General features: G+C 69.5%; 10 protein-coding genes, 1 other RNA gene and 1 pseudogene. 8 read left to right on the forward strand and 4 right to left on the reverse strand.

Annotated features, from left to right (window positions below; translation table 11 throughout):
• A pseudogene (locus tag EAO77_RS19770) lies at positions 1 to 316 on the forward strand (RNB domain-containing ribonuclease); the annotation flags it as partial.
• On the opposite strand, the gene EAO77_RS19775 reads toward EAO77_RS19770, so the two are convergent.
• Together EAO77_RS19775 and EAO77_RS19780 are read right to left on the reverse strand one after the other, a co-directional pair.
• On the reverse strand, positions 267 to 1,232 hold the full coding sequence (locus EAO77_RS19775) for a hypothetical protein (protein WP_261994039.1): 966 nt from the start codon (positions 1,230 to 1,232) through the stop codon (positions 267 to 269). The pseudogene EAO77_RS19770 and the gene EAO77_RS19775 sit on opposite strands and share 50 nt — an antisense overlap.
• Positions 1,229 to 2,011 carry a MerR family transcriptional regulator gene (locus EAO77_RS19780; protein WP_147989623.1) on the reverse strand — a complete coding sequence of 261 codons (783 nt, stop codon included), beginning with the start codon at positions 2,009 to 2,011 and terminating at the stop codon, positions 1,229 to 1,231. The genes EAO77_RS19775 and EAO77_RS19780 overlap by 4 nt, the downstream gene beginning before the upstream one ends.
• Before the next feature lie 173 nt (positions 2,012 to 2,184).
• On the opposite strand from EAO77_RS19780, the gene EAO77_RS19785 reads away from it, so the two are divergent.
• The 5 genes from EAO77_RS19785 to EAO77_RS19805 all read left to right on the forward strand — a co-directional run bounded on the left by EAO77_RS19785 (position 2,185) and on the right by EAO77_RS19805 (position 8,918).
• Positions 2,185 to 2,763, forward strand: coding sequence for a Uma2 family endonuclease (locus EAO77_RS19785; RefSeq protein WP_147989624.1), 579 nt, complete (start codon positions 2,185 to 2,187; stop codon positions 2,761 to 2,763).
• 30 nt (positions 2,764 to 2,793) lie between these two features.
• An RNA gene (rnpB, locus tag EAO77_RS19790) (RNase P RNA component class A) lies at positions 2,794 to 3,206 on the forward strand.
• A 509-nt stretch (positions 3,207 to 3,715) separates the two neighbouring features.
• Positions 3,716 to 4,513: a hypothetical protein gene (locus EAO77_RS19795; protein ID WP_147989625.1), complete on the forward strand. Its 798-nt coding sequence runs from the start codon at positions 3,716 to 3,718 to the stop codon at positions 4,511 to 4,513.
• Between the two features lie 200 nt (positions 4,514 to 4,713).
• Complete coding sequence (locus EAO77_RS19800) at positions 4,714 to 6,624, forward strand: DUF2075 domain-containing protein (RefSeq protein ID WP_147989626.1); 1,911 nt, start codon at positions 4,714 to 4,716, stop codon at positions 6,622 to 6,624.
• A gap of 176 nt (positions 6,625 to 6,800) precedes the next feature.
• On the forward strand, positions 6,801 to 8,918 hold the full coding sequence (locus EAO77_RS19805) for a DUF2075 domain-containing protein (RefSeq protein ID WP_147989649.1): 2,118 nt from the start codon (positions 6,801 to 6,803) through the stop codon (positions 8,916 to 8,918).
• Between the two features lie 48 nt (positions 8,919 to 8,966).
• Here EAO77_RS19805 and EAO77_RS39480 read toward each other — a convergent pair whose 3' ends face one another.
• Positions 8,967 to 9,095 carry a DUF6408 family protein gene (locus EAO77_RS39480; RefSeq protein WP_222723681.1) on the reverse strand — a complete coding sequence of 43 codons (129 nt, stop codon included), beginning with the start codon at positions 9,093 to 9,095 and terminating at the stop codon, positions 8,967 to 8,969.
• Between the two features lie 491 nt (positions 9,096 to 9,586).
• Here EAO77_RS39480 and pglW point away from each other — a divergent pair, with 491 nt between their 5' ends.
• Together pglW and pglX are read left to right on the forward strand one after the other, a co-directional pair.
• Positions 9,587 to 14,296, forward strand: a complete 4,710-nt coding sequence (gene pglW, locus EAO77_RS19810) for a BREX system serine/threonine kinase PglW (RefSeq protein WP_147989627.1) — start codon at positions 9,587 to 9,589, stop codon at positions 14,294 to 14,296.
• Positions 14,293 to 17,901 carry a BREX-2 system adenine-specific DNA-methyltransferase PglX gene (gene pglX, locus EAO77_RS19815; RefSeq protein ID WP_147989628.1) on the forward strand — a complete coding sequence of 1,203 codons (3,609 nt, stop codon included), beginning with the start codon at positions 14,293 to 14,295 and terminating at the stop codon, positions 17,899 to 17,901. Before pglW ends, pglX begins: the two co-directional genes overlap by 4 nt.
• Here pglX and EAO77_RS19820 read toward each other — a convergent pair.
• The gene (locus tag EAO77_RS19820) at positions 17,828 to 18,388 is read right to left on the reverse strand and encodes an ATP-binding protein (protein ID WP_187283318.1); all 561 of its coding nucleotides are present in this window, start codon (positions 18,386 to 18,388) and stop codon (positions 17,828 to 17,830) included. The genes pglX and EAO77_RS19820 overlap by 74 nt on opposite strands.
• Positions 18,389 to 18,400 lie beyond the last annotated feature (12 nt).

Below are 18,400 nucleotides of genomic sequence, written 5' to 3' on the forward strand. Positions count from 1 at the left end.
GTGGGCGACGGCGGCCCTGGAGGCCCTGCCGCGGGAGATGGCGGAGGGCGCCCGGCGCGCGAACGCGGTGGAACGCGCCTGTGTCGACATCGTCGAGGCCGCGGTGCTGAAGGGCCGCGTCGGCGAGGAGTTCGACGCGGTCGTGGTGGACGTCAGGGAGAAGGAGCCCGACGTGGGCACCGTCCAGCTGGAGGATCCGGCGGTGGTGGCGCGGATCGAGGGCGACGGCGCCCCGCTGCCGCTCGGGGAGCGGCTGCGGGTACGCCTCACCCGTGCGGAGCCGGCCGGGGCGACGGTGGTGTTCGCTCCCGCGTAGCCGTAGCCGTAGCCGTAGCCGTAGCCGTAGGAGGGGGCGCGTTGCCGCTGCCCGCCGTGCGGCCCCGGGTGTCGACCGCCGCGCAGATCGCCGCGTACAGCGCCTTCGGGTCGTCGGCGTGGAGGCGCACGGTCCGCACGGTGCGTGGACGGCCGAGGAACCCGGCGGCGAACGTCGCCGGCTCCGTGAGGTCCAGGGTGATCGACGTCTGCGACCCGACCGGCAGGTCCAGCACGTCGTCCCGCTTCTCGTGGGTGAACAGCGTCTCCCGGCGGACGGACGCGATCAGGGCGACCGGTATTCGCACATCCAGGTGCGCGCCCTGCCGCAGCCTCAGCGTCCGGTCGTCCAGCACATGCGGACGGGTCACCGCCGCGGCGTGCAGCCCGAGGACGAACAGCACGGTGTAGACGTCCAGGACGAGCACCACGGCGTGCACGGTGGGGACGTTCCGCAGCAGGAACGACAGGGCCACCGTCTCGACGACGGCCACGAACCCGAAGCCGAACAGCAGCGCCGCCTGGTCCCGGGCGTGGCCGAACGCGGTCGCGCCCTCGCCCACACCGTCCCGCCGCCCCAGCGGCCACCACACCAGGCTCCGCATCAGCCGCAGCTCGTGGCCGGCCAGGCGCAGGACGAGCGGCGGCACCAGCTCCTCCAGCGCCCGCCGCCGGGTCAGCCCGGACCTGCGCAGCCGCACGAACACGGTCGCGAAGCCGGCGGCCAGCAGGACGACTCCCGCCTCGACGGCGAGCAGCAGCCACCCGGGCACCCGGGTGCCGGTCGCCAGGCAGAGGACGAGGGCGAGCTCGGCGGGCAGCACGGCGTACCCGGCGGCCCGCAGCACGCCGATGGCGCGCCGGGTCACGGCGCCGACCCCGCGCCGGGGCACCGTGCCGATCCCGCGCCCGGTCACCGCGCACGCTCCCGCAGCAGGTGCAGCGCCCGGCGGACCACGGCCGACTGGGCCGGGGAGAGATCGGAGAGGAAGCCGTCGAGACGGGCCTCCTCGGCCGCGTCCGGCTCACCGATCCGCACGGCGAGCTCGTCGGGCAGGCTGTCCGAGAGCACCCGTGCCAGCTCCTCGACGCGTGGGTCGTCCGCCGGTGTCCCCGCGAGTTCGTCCATCCGCCGGTACAGCTCGTAGGCGCGTTCCATCCCGCCCGGCATCCGCGCCAGGTGCGTGACGGTGCTCATGATGGCCTCCCGTTCCTCCTCGGGCACCACCGTGTCGAGCAGTGCCAGCATCTCCCGGTCCACGGCCGCCATCGCGGGCTCCGGACCCGGCAGTGCGGCAGACGTCTCCGCCATCGCGGCGAACAGGTCGGCCACCCACGGCGAGACGGGCCCCTCCGCGGGGAGCCGCCCCGCGCGGGCCCGCTCCAGCAGGTCCGCGAGGCGTTCCCGGCGGGTCCGGATCCGCGCTTCCTGACGCCCGAGGTCGGCGTCCAGTTCCTCCAGGACCTCGGCGAGGTCCCGCCCGGCGTCCTCGGCGAGCACGTCCCGCACCTCGTCCAGCCCGACCCCCAGCTCCGTGAGCCGCCGGATCCGCGCCAGCAGTACGGCGTCCCTCGTCGTGTAGTCCCGGTAGCCGTTGGCCAGCCGCACGGGTTCGGGAAGCAGCCCGAGGTGGTGGTAGTGCCGGACGGCGCGGGTGCTGACGCCCACGAGAGCGGCGATCTCTCCGATGCGCATGAGCTCAGTAGAAACGTTGACGCCGCGACAAGGTCAAGCCGCGCCGCCGGTGGTCAGGGATGCCCGTGCATCGCCTTGATCATGTGCCACGATCGGGGGAACGACCCCCCATCCCCGGGACCGCGGGAGCAAAGATGTCCGATCATGACGGCCGACCGAGGGAGGAGCGCGACATGACGGCCATGCCGCACGAACCGCTCGCGCAGGAGGACGTCCTGCTGGAGGGCTTCCTTGCGCTGGACACGCCGGAGGGCTTCCGAGCGGAGTTGATCGAGGGGGAGATCGTCGTGACACCGCCGCCGGACGGGGACCACGAGGACTGCATCGACGTGGTTGCCCACCAGGTCATCAGGCGTTCACGGACCGACATGCAATTCTCCGGGAACAAGGGCCTTCGGCTGCGGAGCAGCCCCGGATGCACCCGGAACCACGTGATCCCCGACGCCACCTTCGCCCCACGGGAGCTGCGCCTGTTCCGGGGCGCGGAATCGTGGATGCCCGCCGACGGCGTCGCCATGGTGGTCGAGGTCACCTCGACCCGCCCGCAGGCCGACCGGGAGGCCAAGCGTCGCTGCTACGCGGGGGCCGGGATCCCGCTGTACCTGCTGGTGGACCGGGACGCCTCCTCCGTCACACTGCTCTCGGACCCCGGAAACGGCGACTACCGGCAGCTGTGCACCCTGCCCTTCGGCAAGCCGCTGCCGCTGCCCGAGCCGTTCGCCTTCGACCTGGAGACGTCCGACCTGGTCTGACGCTGCGGGTAGCATGTCCCCCACGGCAGACGAGCCGGGCGGGCGGCCGCGTGGGATCCCGGAAGGGGTCTCCCGAGGAACGTCCGGGCTCCACAGGGCAGGGTGGTGGCTAACGGCCACCCGGGGTGACCCGCGGGACAGTGCCACAGAAAACAGACCGCCGGGGGCCTCGGTCCTCGGTAAGGGTGAAACGGTGGTGTAAGAGACCACCAGCGCCTGAGGCGACTCAGGCGGCTAGGTAAACCCCACCCGGAGCAAGGTCAAGAGGGAGCACTCCTTCGCAAGAGGGGGCGTTCCTGCGCGGACGTTCGAGGGCTGCCCGCCCGAGTCCGCGGGTAGACCGCACGAGGCCGGCGGCAACGCCGGTCCTAGATGGATGGCCGTCGCCCCGACGACCGCGAGGTCCCGGGGCACAGAACCCGGCGTACAGCCCGACTCGTCTGCCCCTTCCACCGAGGGCCCCTCTCGCCGACGAAAACGCGATGAGCGTTCGCCTCCTCGATCTGTCCCCGCACCTTCGGGTGCGCATCCGGTGTGAAGAGGCGAACTCGTGGCTCCGCGGTTTGCCACCCCGCTTCACCAGGTGCGCACCCCCCGCGCACTAGGTGTGACGCTGGGATGACGCCACGTGGAGCGAGTGATCCGCTTCCCTCGCCGGGGAGTTCGGACCTCAGTCCCGACACGGTCTTCGCCAGTGAGGTACGGAAGTCCTGAACCGGCCCCTCACATTGGCCTCGATCCGGCGGGCCGGGTACATCGGCCGAGTGGTCGATCCGGCAGCCGACCGCCTCCAGGCCCAGGCTGCCCACGAAGGGGTGGACCAGCTCGGTGGTCACGGGGTCGCGACCTTCGACTCAGTGGCATCGATGGAGGGCGCCCGGAGGGGCCCCCGACTCTGGTGGGACACCACGGCCTGCTGCTAAACGTAGAGAAACGAGGGGGGATTCCAGGCGTGACGTTCGACCAGAGCCGAGCCGACAGGCTCGATGAGGCGTTGCTCGAATTGCTGCTGCCGGAAGGCGCTGTGCGATCCCTGGGCCAGTGGCTGGCCGACCCGGAACGCGGACGGCAGTACGCCCAGGGCAGCGGCTCTCACAGCGTCCCCTGCACCCCGTCCAAGTGGATGGCCGTAGCGCCGTGGCCCCGCACGTTCGCCGACCGGGCGGCGGTCGCTTCGGCCTCGGTGAGCCGAGCGCAGGTCGTGGCCGCGGTTCGGTGCGCCGCGCGCTCCGAGAGCTGGGCCGAAGCATTCGTGGCCACGCAAGTGTGGGGCTACGGAAGGGCAGGCTACGGCCCGTGCCGCACGGGCCAGGTGCTCGCCCAGCCGAAAGCCGAGGCTGTTTTCGCCGAGGCGGTGCGCCTGCTCGTGGATGAGGGCGCGGTCGCGGCCTACGACGTGCTGAACACTCTTGACGGCCTCGGCCCGGCGTTTCTCACCAAGTACCTCTACTTCGCGGGCCAGGCGCTGCCGGAGGTGAGGGGCCCCCTTCCCCTGATCCTTGACCGCGTGGTTGCCGGGGTGCTGCGCAGGCACGCCACAGCCGTTGGCCGCGCCGCTGGTTACGAGTGGTCCCAGGCGATTGCCGCGCGGATCTGGCGCGACGGCGGCTGGACTTCCCACCGCTACGGCGTCTACCTCAAGTGGATGCACGCGGCCAACGATCAACTCCCGGCCGCGTCGATCTCCTGGCCGGCAAATCCGGACGTGCTCGAGCTGGCGCTCTTCAGCGCTGCCTGGGACCCGGAATAGCCCCTCGCGGCGGCCTTCGTGCCGAATGGTCGGGCTCTCGTCATGGGGTCTCGTCCATGAGCGGGGAAACTGCGCGTACGCCCAGGTACCCTCGAACCCATCGTCAGCGCGGCCCGACGGGCTTCCGCTCCACCTCGGTGGAGTCTCGAAGGACACGCCCCCACCCGCACGAGTCACTTCGTGCTGCCTGGGGGAAGTCCTTGCTGTTCCGTGCGTCCGCCACGACGGTCGCCGTCATGGCATTCGACGGTTCACTGTTCCTGCACCTCACCGAGCGTTTCGTCCACATGCACGGCCATGGACCCAGCGATGCGGAGTCGCGCTCCTGGAAGCGCAGCATCCGGGAACTGGCCGCCGCGCTCAACGACGCCGGTCTGGGTGACGTCGAGGTCATGCTGGAGTACGCGCTGCCGCTGAACAGCAAGAGGGCCGACGCCGTGCTCGCGGGGGTGCACCCGGCCACGGGGGAGCCCTCCTATGTCGTGGTCGAGCTGAAGCAGTGGACCCAGGCGGCTCCGCACGAGGACGATCCCACCCTCTGCCATGTCGACCCTTACACCCACCCCGTGCTCCACCCGGTGGAGCAGGTCCGGCGCTACTGCGACTACCTGGTCAACTTCAACGGAGCCGTGGCCCAGCACCGCGAGCGGGTCCACGGTGTCGCATTCCTGCACAATGCGAACAAGCCTGGTGTCTCGGCCCTGCTGGGTGAGAAGGAGGGGGCGCAGGAGCTCCTCTACACGGCGGATGATCGTGGTGCCTTCATCGAGCACCTCCGATCAAAGCTGAGCGACAAGCACTCCGGTGCCCTCGCAGCAGACGAACTGATCGCGGGTGTCACCGCTCCTTCGAAGCAGTTGATGGCGGTGGCGGCACAGGAAGTGCGGGAGCGGGAGCAGTTCGTCCTCCTCGACGAACAGCAGGTCGCCTACCGCATGGTGCTCAACGCGGTGGAGAGGGCGATGCGCGCCGACCGCAAGGAAGTCGTCATCGTCACCGGCGGCCCCGGTACGGGCAAGAGCGTGATCGCCCTCCAGTTGCTCGGTGAGCTCTACCGCAGGGGCGTGGCAGCGGTCCACGCCACCGGCTCGCAGTCGTTCACCAAGACCATGCGCAAGGTGGCCGGCTCCCGGAAGCGGGAAGTCCAGGATCTCTTCAAGTACTTCAACAGCTTCATGGCAGCCGAGAGGAACAGCCTGCGCGCACTCATCTGCGACGAGGCGCACCGCATCCGGGAGACATCGGCCAACCGCTACACCCGCGCGGCACTGCGCACCGGCAGGGCGCAGATCGACGAACTGATCGACGTCGCCCATGTACCGGTCTTCTTCCTCGACGAGCACCAGGTCGTGCGTCCCGGTGAGATGGGTACCGTGGGCGAGATCCGTGAGGCCGCAGCCAGGCGGGGCATTCCCTGCCATGTGATCCCGCTGGACAGCCAGTTCCGGTGCGGAGGCAGCGACGCCTACCTGCATTGGGTGGTCCGGCTCCTCGGCCTGGAGGCAGGCGGTCCCGTCGCATGGGAGCCCGACGGGCGCATGCAGCTCCAGGTGGCCGACAGCCCGGAGGAACTGGAGGGGTTCCTGGAAGCCCGCCGGGCCGAGAGGTACGGCGCTCGGATGTCCGCGGGCTACTGCTGGCGTTGGTCGCCGGAGCCGAAGCCCGGCGACCCGCTGCCTCTCGATGTCGTCATCGGGCGCTGGGAGCGGCCCTGGAATCTGCGCGGGGAGCGTTCCGTCTCCGGCGCGCCCCCGTCCGCGCTCTGGGCTACCGACCCTGCCGGCTTCGGGCAGGTCGGATGCGTCTATACGGCTCAGGGGTTCGAGTACGACTGGTCGGGCGTCATCATCGGCCCGGACCTGGTCTGGCGGGGCGACCGATGGATCACCGACCGAGCCGCGTCCAAGGACCCGGTCTTCAAGAAGTCGACGTCGGACACCGATGTGGACCGTCTCATCCGCAACACGTACAAGGTGCTGTTGACGCGGGGCATGGTCGGCACGATCGTGTACTCGACGGACCCGGAGACCCGGGAGAAGCTGCGGGAACTGGTGCAGGGCGGGACGGAGGCACGTCCCACGGTGGCCGAGGAGTCCCTGGTGCGGCGTTAGGCACATGGTATCCGGCCAAGATGCCCGTGCTTCCGGCCTACCGACGGGTCATATGCGCCGGAAGGGCACTCGGTTTCCTATGATCCGAGGCGTCATCGCGGCCCGACGGGCTTCCCCTGTGGACACGCCCCCATCCGCACGAGTCACTCGTGCCCTTGGGGATCCCTTTCGTGTCCATGCTCCTGCTGAAGCTGGCGGCGCGTGATCTGCTGGCCCTGGACGCGAGGCGGCGCATGGTGCCCCACCTCGCGGCGAGGTGGAAGCACTTCCTCACCACCGACGCGTCGTTGAGCGAACGCTCCGCCTGGGCGGAGAGCCTGGTGCAGCTCGCCAAGGACCTGGTAGCGGCCGGCCGGGGGAACGTGGAGATGGTCGTCGAGTGCGCGGCGACGCTCGACGAGGCCGACCGGGTCGGCGCCCCGCGGCTTATCGACGTCGTCCTCGTGGGCCGTCATCCCGCGAGCAGCGGGCTGTCCGTCCAGCTCGTCGAGCTGAAGCGATGGTCGACAGTGACCCGGGTGGAGCGGGCGACGGCGGAGCTGGTCAGTGTCCCCGGCATGGGGGAGAAGAAGCACCCGGCGCTGCAGCTGCGGGAGTACTACGAGGCGTTCACCGGATCCCGCGGGCCTCTGCACGGTCTGGACTTCGAGTGCGGAGGCTTCGCCTATCTGCACAACGCCACCGACGCCTCCGTGCTTCCGCTGGTCGGCGTGGACGCGCCGACCGGCGCCTATGCCCGCGTCTACACGAACGACCGCCGCGCCCAACTGCTGTCCGACCTGGAGCGCAGCTTCGCGGCGGACGGTGCCGACTCGGCGGCCGAGATACTGCTGCGCAGCATGGGACTGCGCAACACCCCGCTGCTCGACGCCATGATCCGCTCCAGCGGCGAGGACACGGTCTTCACACTGCGCGGGCGTCAGAAGGAGGTCGCGGACCAGATCCTGGAGACGGCGGCCAAGGTCCTCCCGGACCCGGCACGGCCCGCGCTCCTTCCCGACGAGAGGCGCGTGGTGTTCCTCGTGACGGGCGGTGCTGGCACCGGCAAGAGTGCCATCGGCCTGCAGCTCAAGGCGGAGCTGGAGGCCGACGGACGCACGGTCAACTACGCGAGCGGCAGCCGGGCGTTCAACGGGGCTCTGCAGGAGCATGTCGGGTACGGCGACCGGGAGTTCAAGGAGACGTTCACCTACTTCAGCAACTACGTCGCGCCACCCGAACCGCCTCTGGACGTGCTGATCTGCGACGAGGCGCACCGGCTGCGCGAGAAGTCCACCAACCGATTCTTGAAGGCGAAGGACCAGGGCACCAAGCCCCAGGTGGAGGAGCTTCTCGACGCCTCCCGCCTGACGGTGTTCTTCCTCGACGAGGGGCAGTCCGTGCGCCCCCATGACGTCGGCAGCGCCACTCTCGTGGAGGACGCGGCGGAGCGCTACGGCGCCCAGCTGGTCCGCTTCCGGCTGTGGGAGCAGTTCCGGTGCGGTGGCAGCGACTCCTACATCCGCTGGGTGCGCGGCGCGCTGGGGGTGTCCGGCGCGGAGCCGGAGCTGTGGACGCCTGACGGGCTGATGCATGTCGAGGTCGTGGACACCCCGGAGGAACTGGAGCGGATCATCCGTTCCGAGGCCGAGGCGGGTGCGTCGGCGCGCATGGTGGCCGGCTACTGCTGGCCGTGGACGAAACCCCTGGGAGACGAGAAGCGGCTCGAGCTCGATGTCCGGATCGGCGGCTGGCACCGGCCGTGGAACGCGTACAGCGATTCCTTCTGCGAGGACAAGACCGTCCCACCGTCCAAGATCTGGTCCGTGCACGAGAACGGCCTGGGGCAGATCGGCTGTGTGTACACGGCGCAGGGACTCGAATGGGACTGGTGCGGCGTGATCATGGGTGAGGACATGGTCCGACGGGGCGACCGCTGGGTGTTCCGCCGGGGCAAGGAGCGGAAGGACGAGGAGGCCGGGGTCAAGCGTGTTGCCGCCCCCGGGTCGTTCGACCCCAAGGTGAAGCCGAGGAGCGTGGACGACGACGAGTTCGCCCGTCTCGTCCGTCACGCCTACCATGTGCTGATGACCCGGGCGAGCCGCGCGACCGTGCTCTACTCCACGGACGAGGAGACCCGGGCCCACTTGAAGAAGCTCGTCGGCGACGTCCGGATCGACGGGCTGCGACCCACCTGGGAGAACCTGCCGGAACAGGCGCGGCAGCCGCATCTGCCCCGTCCCGCCAAGGGAAGCGGCCGCAGGAGGAAACGCGGCAAGAATGCCGCTCGGCCCGGAGAGATGTTCCTCTTCTAGGCCGGGTGAGGCGAAGTGGCGGGCCCCCGGGGCCCGCCACCTACCCGGTCAGAAGACCAGGCGCGCTGCCGCCGTCAGTGCCGTCACCAGCAGGCTGGTGGCCGCACCCACGGCGACGTCGACCAGAATCTGGCGAATCCGGTCACGACGTGCAGGGCTCTGCTCAACGGGGTTCATCGGTTTCCACTCCTGGGCGTGAGCTGCGAATGGCAGGGATCGCCCTACCGGGCATCCGCAGTCACACCGCGTGCAGGACGCGGTGGAGACCATTCGTGCTCATGGCCGGGGAACGGCACCGGAACACCGCCGGCGTACCCTCCGGGAAGGTGCGCAGCAGACAACCATGTTAGTGCCCAGGAGAGTTGACGTAGATCGCTTTTCGTCTGCGCAGTGTCGCCGCGACGCGTCGGGTGCGACCGCTTCGGGTGCGGAGATGACCGACAGCTGTGGGGAGTTTGCGCATTGTCGCCCGAGGGGCTCTGACAGGCTCCAGGATAGTGATGGTGTCTGCACCGCAAGTGGGCGAATAAGCCTGATGGGTGAGGAATGTCCTGGAGTTCCGTCCTTCACTGTCCCTTTTCATGGTGCGGCCACCCACTAGGATTCGAGTCGAGGGCCGGACCATGGCAACCGGTCGCCCTCGCGGACACAAAGAGCGGGGAACAGGCATGCGGGAAGGCCGGTGGGTCACGGTCACCGAGTCCGAGTTCGATCATGAGCGGCGGGGCCTGGAGGCGATCCGGGAGAAGCTGCCGGACTCCGATCCCTGGCGGGCCTGGTCGAACTTCACCTTCACCGCGAACACCGGGCACGTGCGCGAGGTGGACCTGCTGGTCGTCGCCCCCGGGGGCGTCTGCATGGTCGAGCTGAAGGACTGGCACGGCTCGGTCGCCTCCGAGAACGGCACCTGGGTGCAGACCACTCCCGGTGGCCGCCGCCGTACGCACGGCAACCCGCTGCACCTGGTGAACCGCAAGGCGAAGGAGCTGGCCGGACTGCTCGCGCTGCCCGGGGGCAGGCGGGTGTGGGTCGCCGAGGCCGTCTGCTTCACGGACGGCGGCCTGCAGGTGCGGCTGCCCGCCCATGACCGCAACGGCGTGTACGGGCTCGACGAGCTGGTCGACATGCTGAAGCAGCCCCCGCGGGACGAGCGGCGCCGGATCACCGCGATCGGCTCGCGCGAGATCGAAGCCGCCCTCAAGGCCATCGGCATCCGCAAGAGCGACGCGCAGTACAAGGTCGGCCCCTACGAGCTGCAGCGGAAGTCGTTCGACTCCGGCCCCACCTGGGCGGACTACCTGGCCCGCCACAGCGACCTCCCCGAGGCCGCCCGTGTCCGCATCTACCTCAGCGAGCGCGGCTCAGACGCCTCCCTCCGCCAGTCCGTCGAGAACGCGGCCCGGCGCGAGGCCGCGGTCCTGGGCCGGTTCAAGCACCCGGGCGTGGTCCAGCTCAAGCAGTATTTCCCCTCCGGTCACGCGGCCGGCCCGGCGCTGATCTTCGACTACCACCCGGACACCCTGAAGCTGGACGAGTACCTGGTCCAGTACGGGGAGAAGCTGGACATCCTCGGCCGGATGGCGCTCGTCCGCCAGCTAGCCGAGACGATGCGCTCCGCGCACTCCAGCCGCATCCACCACCGGTCGCTCGCCGCCCGCTCCGTGCTGGTCGTCCCCCGCCCGCGCGGCCGGAAGGGCCGGGCGGTGGGGGAGGAGGCCGCCTGGCTCACCCCCCAGCTGCAGATTTCCGACTGGCAGATCGCCACCCAGCGCAGTGGCGACTCCTCCCAGGGCCAGGGCATGACCCGCTTCGCGCCGACCGCCCTCTCCGCGCAGCACATCGCCGAGGACGCCGACGCCTACCTCGCCCCCGAGCTGACCGCTCTCAAGCCCGACCCGGTCCACCTCGACGTGTACGGGCTCGGCGTCCTCACCTACCTGCTGGTCACCGGCAAGGCCCCGGCCGCCGGCCAGGCGGAGCTGCTGGCACGCCTGGAGGCGGGGGAGGGCCTGCGCCCCAGCTCGCTGGTGGACGGTCTCTCGGAGGACGTGGACTTCCTGGTGCAGGCCGCCACCGCCTACCGGCCCGGCCAGCGCCTGTCGAGCGTGGACGAGTTCCTGGAACTGCTGGAGGTCGTCGAGGACTCCCTCACCGCCCCCGCCCCGTCGGCCACCGGCGTGGACGGGCCGGGCGACGACGGCGACGAGCCCGTCGCCGACAAGGATCCGCTGGAGGCCGTCGCCGGTGACGTGTTCGCCGGCCGGTGGGAGATCCGCCGCCGCCTCGGCACGGGCTCCACCAGCCGCGCCTTCCTCGTCCGCGATCTCGAGTTCGAAGCCCGCAGGACCCGCCAGCTGGCCGTGCTGAAAGTCGCGCTCTCCGACAGCCGCAGCGAGATCCTCGCCCGCGAGGCCGAGGCCATGGGGCGGCTGCGCCCCCACTCCGGCATCATCCGCCTCGTCGAGCCCGAGCCGCTGCACATCGGCGGCCGGACCGTCCTTGCCCTGGAGTACGTAGGCGACGAGCGCGACGACGGCGGCCAGGCCGCGGAGGGCGGCGGGCGTCCGCGCCGCCGTGAGGAGACCGTCGCCCGCCAGCTCCGCGAGAGCGGCCGTCTCCCGGTCGACCAGCTCGAGGCGTACGGCGACTACCTCTTCGGGGCCGTCGACTTCCTGGAGGGCGAGGGCGTCTGGCACCGCGACATCAAGCCCGACAACATCGCCGTCCGCGTCCGCCCGAACCGCACCCGCGAACTCGTCCTCATCGACTTCTCCCTCGCCGGCTACCCGGCGAAGAGCACCAACGCGGGCACCGACGGCTATCTCGATCCCTTCGTCGACGTCATCACCCGCGGCTCCTACGACTCGCACGCCGAGCGGTACGCCGTCGCCGTCACCCTGCACCAGATGGCTTCGGGTGAGCTGCCCAAGTGGGGCGACGGCAGTGTCCTGCCCCGCATGACGGACGCGAAGGAGTGGCCGTACCCGACCATCGCGGCCGAGGCGTTCGACCCGGCCGTACGGGGCGGGCTGGTCGCCTTCTTCCAGAAGGCCCTGCACCGCGACGCCGGCAAGCGGTTCCGCGAGCTGAAGCCGATGCGGGACGCCTGGCGCAAGGTCTTCCTCGACGCCTCGCAGACCGTCCCGTCCAGCCACCGCTCCCGCCACCCGGCCCCCGTGGCCGGCGAGGTGATGTCCGTCGAGGGCACTGCCGCCGTCGCGATCGCGGACGCCGAGCCGGAGACGGCCGAGCAGCAGCGCGACCGCCTCGCCGCCGACGTCACCCGCGACACCCCGCTGACCGTCTCCGGCCTCACACCGGCCGCCGAGTCCTTCCTCTACGGCCTCGGTGTCACGACCGTCGGCGAACTGCTCGACTACAGCCGCCGCAAGCTCGTCAACGCCCCCGGCCTGGGCGCCAAGACCCGCAACGAGGTCCAGCAGCGGCAGCGCGAGTGGGGCGAGCGGCTGCGCGAGGCACCCGTCTCCCCGCTCACGGCCAAGGGCCGCGCGGAGGCCAAGGAGGAGCTGGAGCAGCTCACCGCCGCCGAGTCGGCCCTCGTCGGCGAACTCGCCACGGGCGCCTCGGCCGCCGCGCTCTCTCCGCGCACGCTGCGTTCCGTCAGCCTCGACACCCTCGCCACCGTCTTCGTGCCCGCCGTCAACAACAACGGCTCCAACCGCAACAAGGCGGAGATGGTGCGGCTGCTGCTGCGCCTGCCCGACGCGCACGGCGTGCTGCCGGACATCGGCGTCTGGCCGAAGCAGAAGGACGTCGCGGACGCCCTCGGGCTGAGCCACGGCCGCATCCCGCAGATCCTCAAGGAGGAGCGCAAGCGCTGGAAGGCGGAGCCCGCCGTCCAGGCCCTGCGCGCGGAGATCATCGACCTGCTGGCGGGCATGGGCCGGGTCGCCTCCGCGGTGGAGGTCGCCGACGCCCTGGCCATCCGGCGCGGCACGCATCTCGCTGGCCGGGAGCAGCGGCGGGCGATGGCACTGGCGGCCGTGCGGGCGGTGGTCGAGGTCGAGCAACTGCTGCCGCAGGAGGCTGAGTTCCAGCACCAGGCGAACCGAAAGGCGACGGACGAGTCGCTGGGAGCCGGCCTGCTGGCGCTCGACGTACGGGAGAAGGACGGCCCGGACACCCCGACCGCGCCCGGCCTGCTGGAGTACGCGACCCGCCTCGGCAGGACGGCCGACCGCCTCGCCACGCTGGACACCCTGCCCACGGCGGCGACGGTGCTCGCGGATCTCGGCGCGCTGACGGTGCCGCCGGGCACGATCGACTGGGACGAGCGCCGGATGGTGGAGCTGGCGGCCGCGGCCTCCGTGAACGCCGCCGCGACGCCGCGCCTGGAGATCTACCCGCGCGACCTGTCGCTGGTGCGGGCGCTGCGTCTCACGCAGGCGGGGCTGGTGCGCTGGATTCCGGGCATGCCGGAGGGCCGGCAGCCGGGCCTGACGGGGGAGGCCGTGCACGAGCGGGTGCGGGCGCGTTTCCCGGAGATGGTCGTGCCCGACGGGCGCGGCGGCACGACCCACGACCTGCCGACGGGCGGCCCGCTCACGAAGGCGCTGCGCGACGCGGGCTTCGAGCTGTCGCTCAGCACCCACGAGCGGGACGGCGTGCTGCGCTACCTGCCGACGCGGGTGGACGACGCGTCGAGCTATCTGACGACGGGCGCCTGGCGGCAGTCCACGCGCGCGGGCGCGGTGACGCGCTACGCCGACGACCCGCAGCTCGCGGGCGCGGTCCGCGCGGAGGAACGGCTCCTCACGTCGGCCCGCCGCGACGGCTACCGGGTGCTCACGGTCGGGCAGCGGTCGGTGCGGGAGGCCGTGACGGGGCTGGGCGGCGAGCGGCTGGGAGCGGAGGCGGTCTCGGTGACCGAGCTGTTCCTCCAGGCCCTGCACGCGCAGGTCACCCCGGGCACCAAGCCCACCTGGGAGACCCTGCTCAAGGCGGACGCCGCCGAGCCCGGCTCGAAGGGCGCGGTGCGGTTCGCCGAGTACGCGCGCACGGCGTGGGGCGTGGTGGAGCCCCGGATCGCGGAGCTGCTGGGCAACGGGGCGGACGGTGGCGGGGCGGCCGGTCCCGTGCTGCTGACGGAGGCGGGGGTGTTCGCGCGGTACGACGCGATGGGCGTCCTGGACCGGCTGGCGTCGGCGGCCCGGCGGGGCGGGCGGGGACTGTGGCTCCTGGTCCCGCAGAGCGACCCCGCGCGCGAGCCCCGGCTCGGGCAGGTGGCCGTGCCCTACCAGGCGGGGCTGGGGGAGTGGATTCAGCTTCCGGACACATGGGTGGGCAACGCCCACCGCGCGTCCGGCGAGGGCGCGGCGAGTGCCGGCGCCCGTGGTGGCGAGGGAGACGTCAAGTGATCGACCGCAAGGCTCTGTTGAACGACCTGAAGCAGCAGGTCAAGGCGGTCGAGACGGATCTCGGGCGCCAGGTGAAGGCGCTGGGCGACGTGAGCGCCCGGCTGCGGGCCGAGTACGACCAGGCGCGCAAGCTGGGGCGCACGGCGTCGACCTGGAACGCGTGGCTCGACGAGCGCATCACGCAGGTCGCGGTGGCGTGGGTGCTCGGCTCGGTGTTCGTGCGGTTCTGCGAGGACAACCTGCTGATCCCGGAGCCGTACCTGACGGGACCGGACGGCGACCGGCGGGAGCTGGCGGAGTCCCGCTACGACGCGTACGTGGAGACGGACGACGACCCGACGTACCGGGGCTGGCTGGAGAAGTCCTTCGAGGAGCTGGGCCAGGGGCAGGCGGGCCGGCTGCTCTTCGACAAGCGCCACAACCCGCTGTATCAGGTGCCGCTGTCGCACGACGGGGCGCGCGACCTGGTCGAGTTCTGGCGGGGGAGGGACGAGACGGGCGTCCTCGTCCACGACTTCACCGACCCGCTGAACGAGGACGGCACGGAGGGCTGGGACACCCGGTTCCTCGGTGACCTGTACCAGGACCTGAGCGAGGCCGCACGGAAGACGTACGCGCTGCTCCAGACCCCGGAGTTCGTGGAGGAGTTCATCCTCGACCGGACCATGAACCCGGCGGTCCGGGAGTTCGGGTACGAGGACCTGAAGATGATCGACCCGACGTGTGGGTCGGGGCACTTTGTGTTGGGGGCGTTCCGGCGGTTGGTGCGGCTGTGGGGGGAGGGCCAGCCGGGGAAGGACGTGCACGAGCGGGTGCGGGCTGCGCTGGACTCGGTGCACGGGGTGGACATCAACCCGTTCGCGGTGGCTGTGGCGCGGTTCCGGTTGCTGGTGGCGGCTATGGCGGCGAGTGGGGTAAGGACGCTGGGGGAGGCGGGGAGGTATGAGTGGCCGGTGCATTTGGCGGTGGGGGACTCGCTTATCAAGGCTCGGCAGCTTGAGCTGACTCTGGGCGGCGGGGAGGACGAATGCGAAGACCCTCTGGCCTCGTTTGCGTACGCCACAGAGGACGTGCATGAGCAACCCGATATTCTTCAACAGGGCCGGTATCACGTGGTGGTGGGAAATCCGCCATACATCACCGTGAAGGATCGAAAACTGAACGTATTGTACCGCGAGTTGTATGACGCTTGCGGTGGAATTTATGCACTCTCGGTGCCATTTGCCCAACGCTTCTTCGAGCTTGCCAAACGAGGGGATGCTGAAGGCCTTGGGTACGGCCTGGTCGGTCAGATCACCGCAAACTCTTTCATGAAGCGTGAATTTGGTGCGAAGCTCATTGAAAGCTACTTCCGTGACCGCGTTGAGTTGACTGAGGTGATTGATACCTCAGGGGCATATATTCCCGGCCATGGAACGCCCACGGTGATCCTTGTGGGTCGGCGGCGTGAAGGCAGTAAGCGATCGTCGAGCATTCGTACGGTGCGAAGTGTTCAGGGTGAGCCGACCGCGCCCGATAATGGTGAGGAAGGTGTTGTGTGGCGCGCGATTGTCGAGCAAATTGATAAGCCTGGCTCGCTGAGTCAGTGGGTATCTGTCGATGATTTGGATCGGGCTCGCTACTTCGCCAAGAAGCCGTGGATACTGGCCGATGGCGGGCTTGAATTGGTTGAATCTCTGTCAGTTGCCGCTGCGCGTATTTTGAAATCGAAAGTCATTCGAATCGGATTCTATGGCGATACGCATGCAGACGATGCGCTTACACTGCCGTGTCGGACGCTAAAGATGCGCGCTGCTGAAAGTGACTTTGTTAAGCCGATCGGCGTCGGAGATGAGGTTCGTGACTTCGTTATTGCGGACGGCGACTCTGTAATTCATCCGTACGATGCGTCGAGGTCGATCTCGCCCCTCAGTGTGATGCCAAATATCGAGCGCATCCTATGGCCTAGTCGAACGGAACTTGGAAACCGTTCGACCTTTTCCGGGCGCACCTACTTCGCTGAAGGTCGTCCCTGGTGGGAGTGGCACCAACTTCCCAAAGATGCGGGCGCCCATGCGTGGTCGCTTAATTTTGCCTTCGTGGCCACGCATAATCACGTAGTTCTTGACCGCAGTGGACGTGCGTTCACCAGGACAACTCCGGTGATCAAGTTGCCGCAGGGGGCAAGTGAAGAGGAGTATTTGCGGCTACTCGGAGTGCTCAACAGTTCCACCGCTTGTCTTTGGCTGAAGCAAGTGAGTCACAGCAAGGGAAATGCAACTGCCGCCAGCGGCATGCCTGACCAGCCGTGGTCCTGGAACTACGAGTTCACTGGTACGAAGTTGGAGGAGTTCCCGCTTCCTGACAAGTACCCTCTTGCTCTCGCGTCGGCCCTCGACACGCTTGCTCAGCAGCTCAGCGCTACCAGCCCCGCAGCTGTAGCTGCCACGCTCACGCCGACCGCTAGTGTTCTTCGTGAGGCTCGTGCTGCTTGGGAAAGAACTCGTGCACATATGATCGCAGTCCAGGAGGAGCTGGACTGGCAGGTCTACTCGATCTACGCATTGCACTCGGAAGAACTACGCGGTTCAGAGAGCGACGTACCTGAAATCGTTGCAGGACAACGTGCCTTCGAGATTGTCCTCGCCCGCAAAGTTGAGAGCGGCGAGGTTTCCACTAAGTGGTTCACACACCACGGCCACACCCCCATCACGGAGATCCCCGCCCACTGGCCTGCCCCCTACCGCGAGATCGTTCAGAAGCGCATCGACGCCATCGAGTCGAACCGTGCCATCGGTATGGTCGAGCGGCCCGAGTACAAGCGCCGCTGGGCCACCGAGGGTTGGGAAGCGCTCCAGGAGAAGGCACTGCGCTCCTGGCTGCTTGACCGGATGGAGAACCGGGACCACTGGTTCGACGAGAATGGGCAGCCCACCATCCTCACCTTGAGCCGGCTCACCGACGCGCTCTCCCGCGACGAGGACTTCGTCTCCGTCGCCAAGCTCTACGCGCCCCGCAAGGAACTCGCGAAGGTCGTCGCCGAGCTGATCACCGATGAGCATGTGCCGTTCCTCCCCGCCCTGCGCTACAAGCCCTCCGGCCTCAAGAAGCGCACTGACTGGGAAGAGGTGTGGGACCTTCAGCGCAAGGAGGACGCCGCCCCGGACGAGCCCGCCAAGCGGAAGATCCGTGACTCCATTCCCGTGCCGCCGAAGTACACCTCGGCCGACTTCCTCCGCCCCTCCTACTGGAGGGCACGCGGCAAACTCGACGTTCCTAAGGAGCGGTTCATCTCCTACGGGCAGACCAACGCCGCCACCCCCGAGCTGTACGGGTGGGCTGGCTGGGACCACCGGGAGCAGGCGCAGGCCCTCGCCACGTACTTCACCAACACCGCGCTGTCCACCGAGGAGATCACGCCGTTCCTCGCCGGCCTGCTGGAACTCCAGCCGTGGCTGGGGCAGTGGCACAACGAGTTCGACATGCTCTACAGCGGCTCCCCGGCGGACTTCTTCGCCGGTTACCGCCAGCAGAAGCAGGGCGAGCACGGGCTTACGGACGACGACCTCCGTGGCTGGCGTCCGCCGGCCGCGACCCGAGGTCGTCGCGCAGCAGCGAAGCAGTAGCCAGTAGGAGATTGACGTCCGTCGGTTCAGGGGCCACTCGCCGTGTGCGCGGGTGGCCCTGTTGCCGTGCGTGCAGCTCGGCCCACACCGTCTTGCCCGGCGCCGCCTCGCGAGGGTTGACGCCCCAGCCGTCAGCGAGCGCGGCGACGAGGTGGAGGCCACGGCCGGACTCGGATGCGGTATCGAGGGCTGGGGGAGCCAGCGGAGGCAGCTTCTCGGTCCGGGTGTCGGTCACCTCGATGCGGAAGGTGCCCTCGGCGAGGGTGAGTCGGACGTGGAAGTCTCGCCCGGGGACGTAGCCGTGCCGTACGGCGTTGGCGGTGAGTTCCGCCGCGATGAGCGTGAGCGCCTCGTTGACCGGAGTCGTGTAGGGGTGGCCCCAGTCGTTCAGACGGTGCGAGACGAGACGGCGGGCGAGGCGAGCACCCCGGGGCGTCGAGGTGAAGCGCATGGTGAACTCGCGTTCCGATGCGGGGTGCTGAGGCATATGCCCGTTCGG

Source organism: Streptomyces sp. T39, assembly GCF_008042045.1.
In the GTDB taxonomy this organism is placed as follows: Bacteria; Actinomycetota; Actinomycetes; order Streptomycetales; family Streptomycetaceae; genus Streptomyces.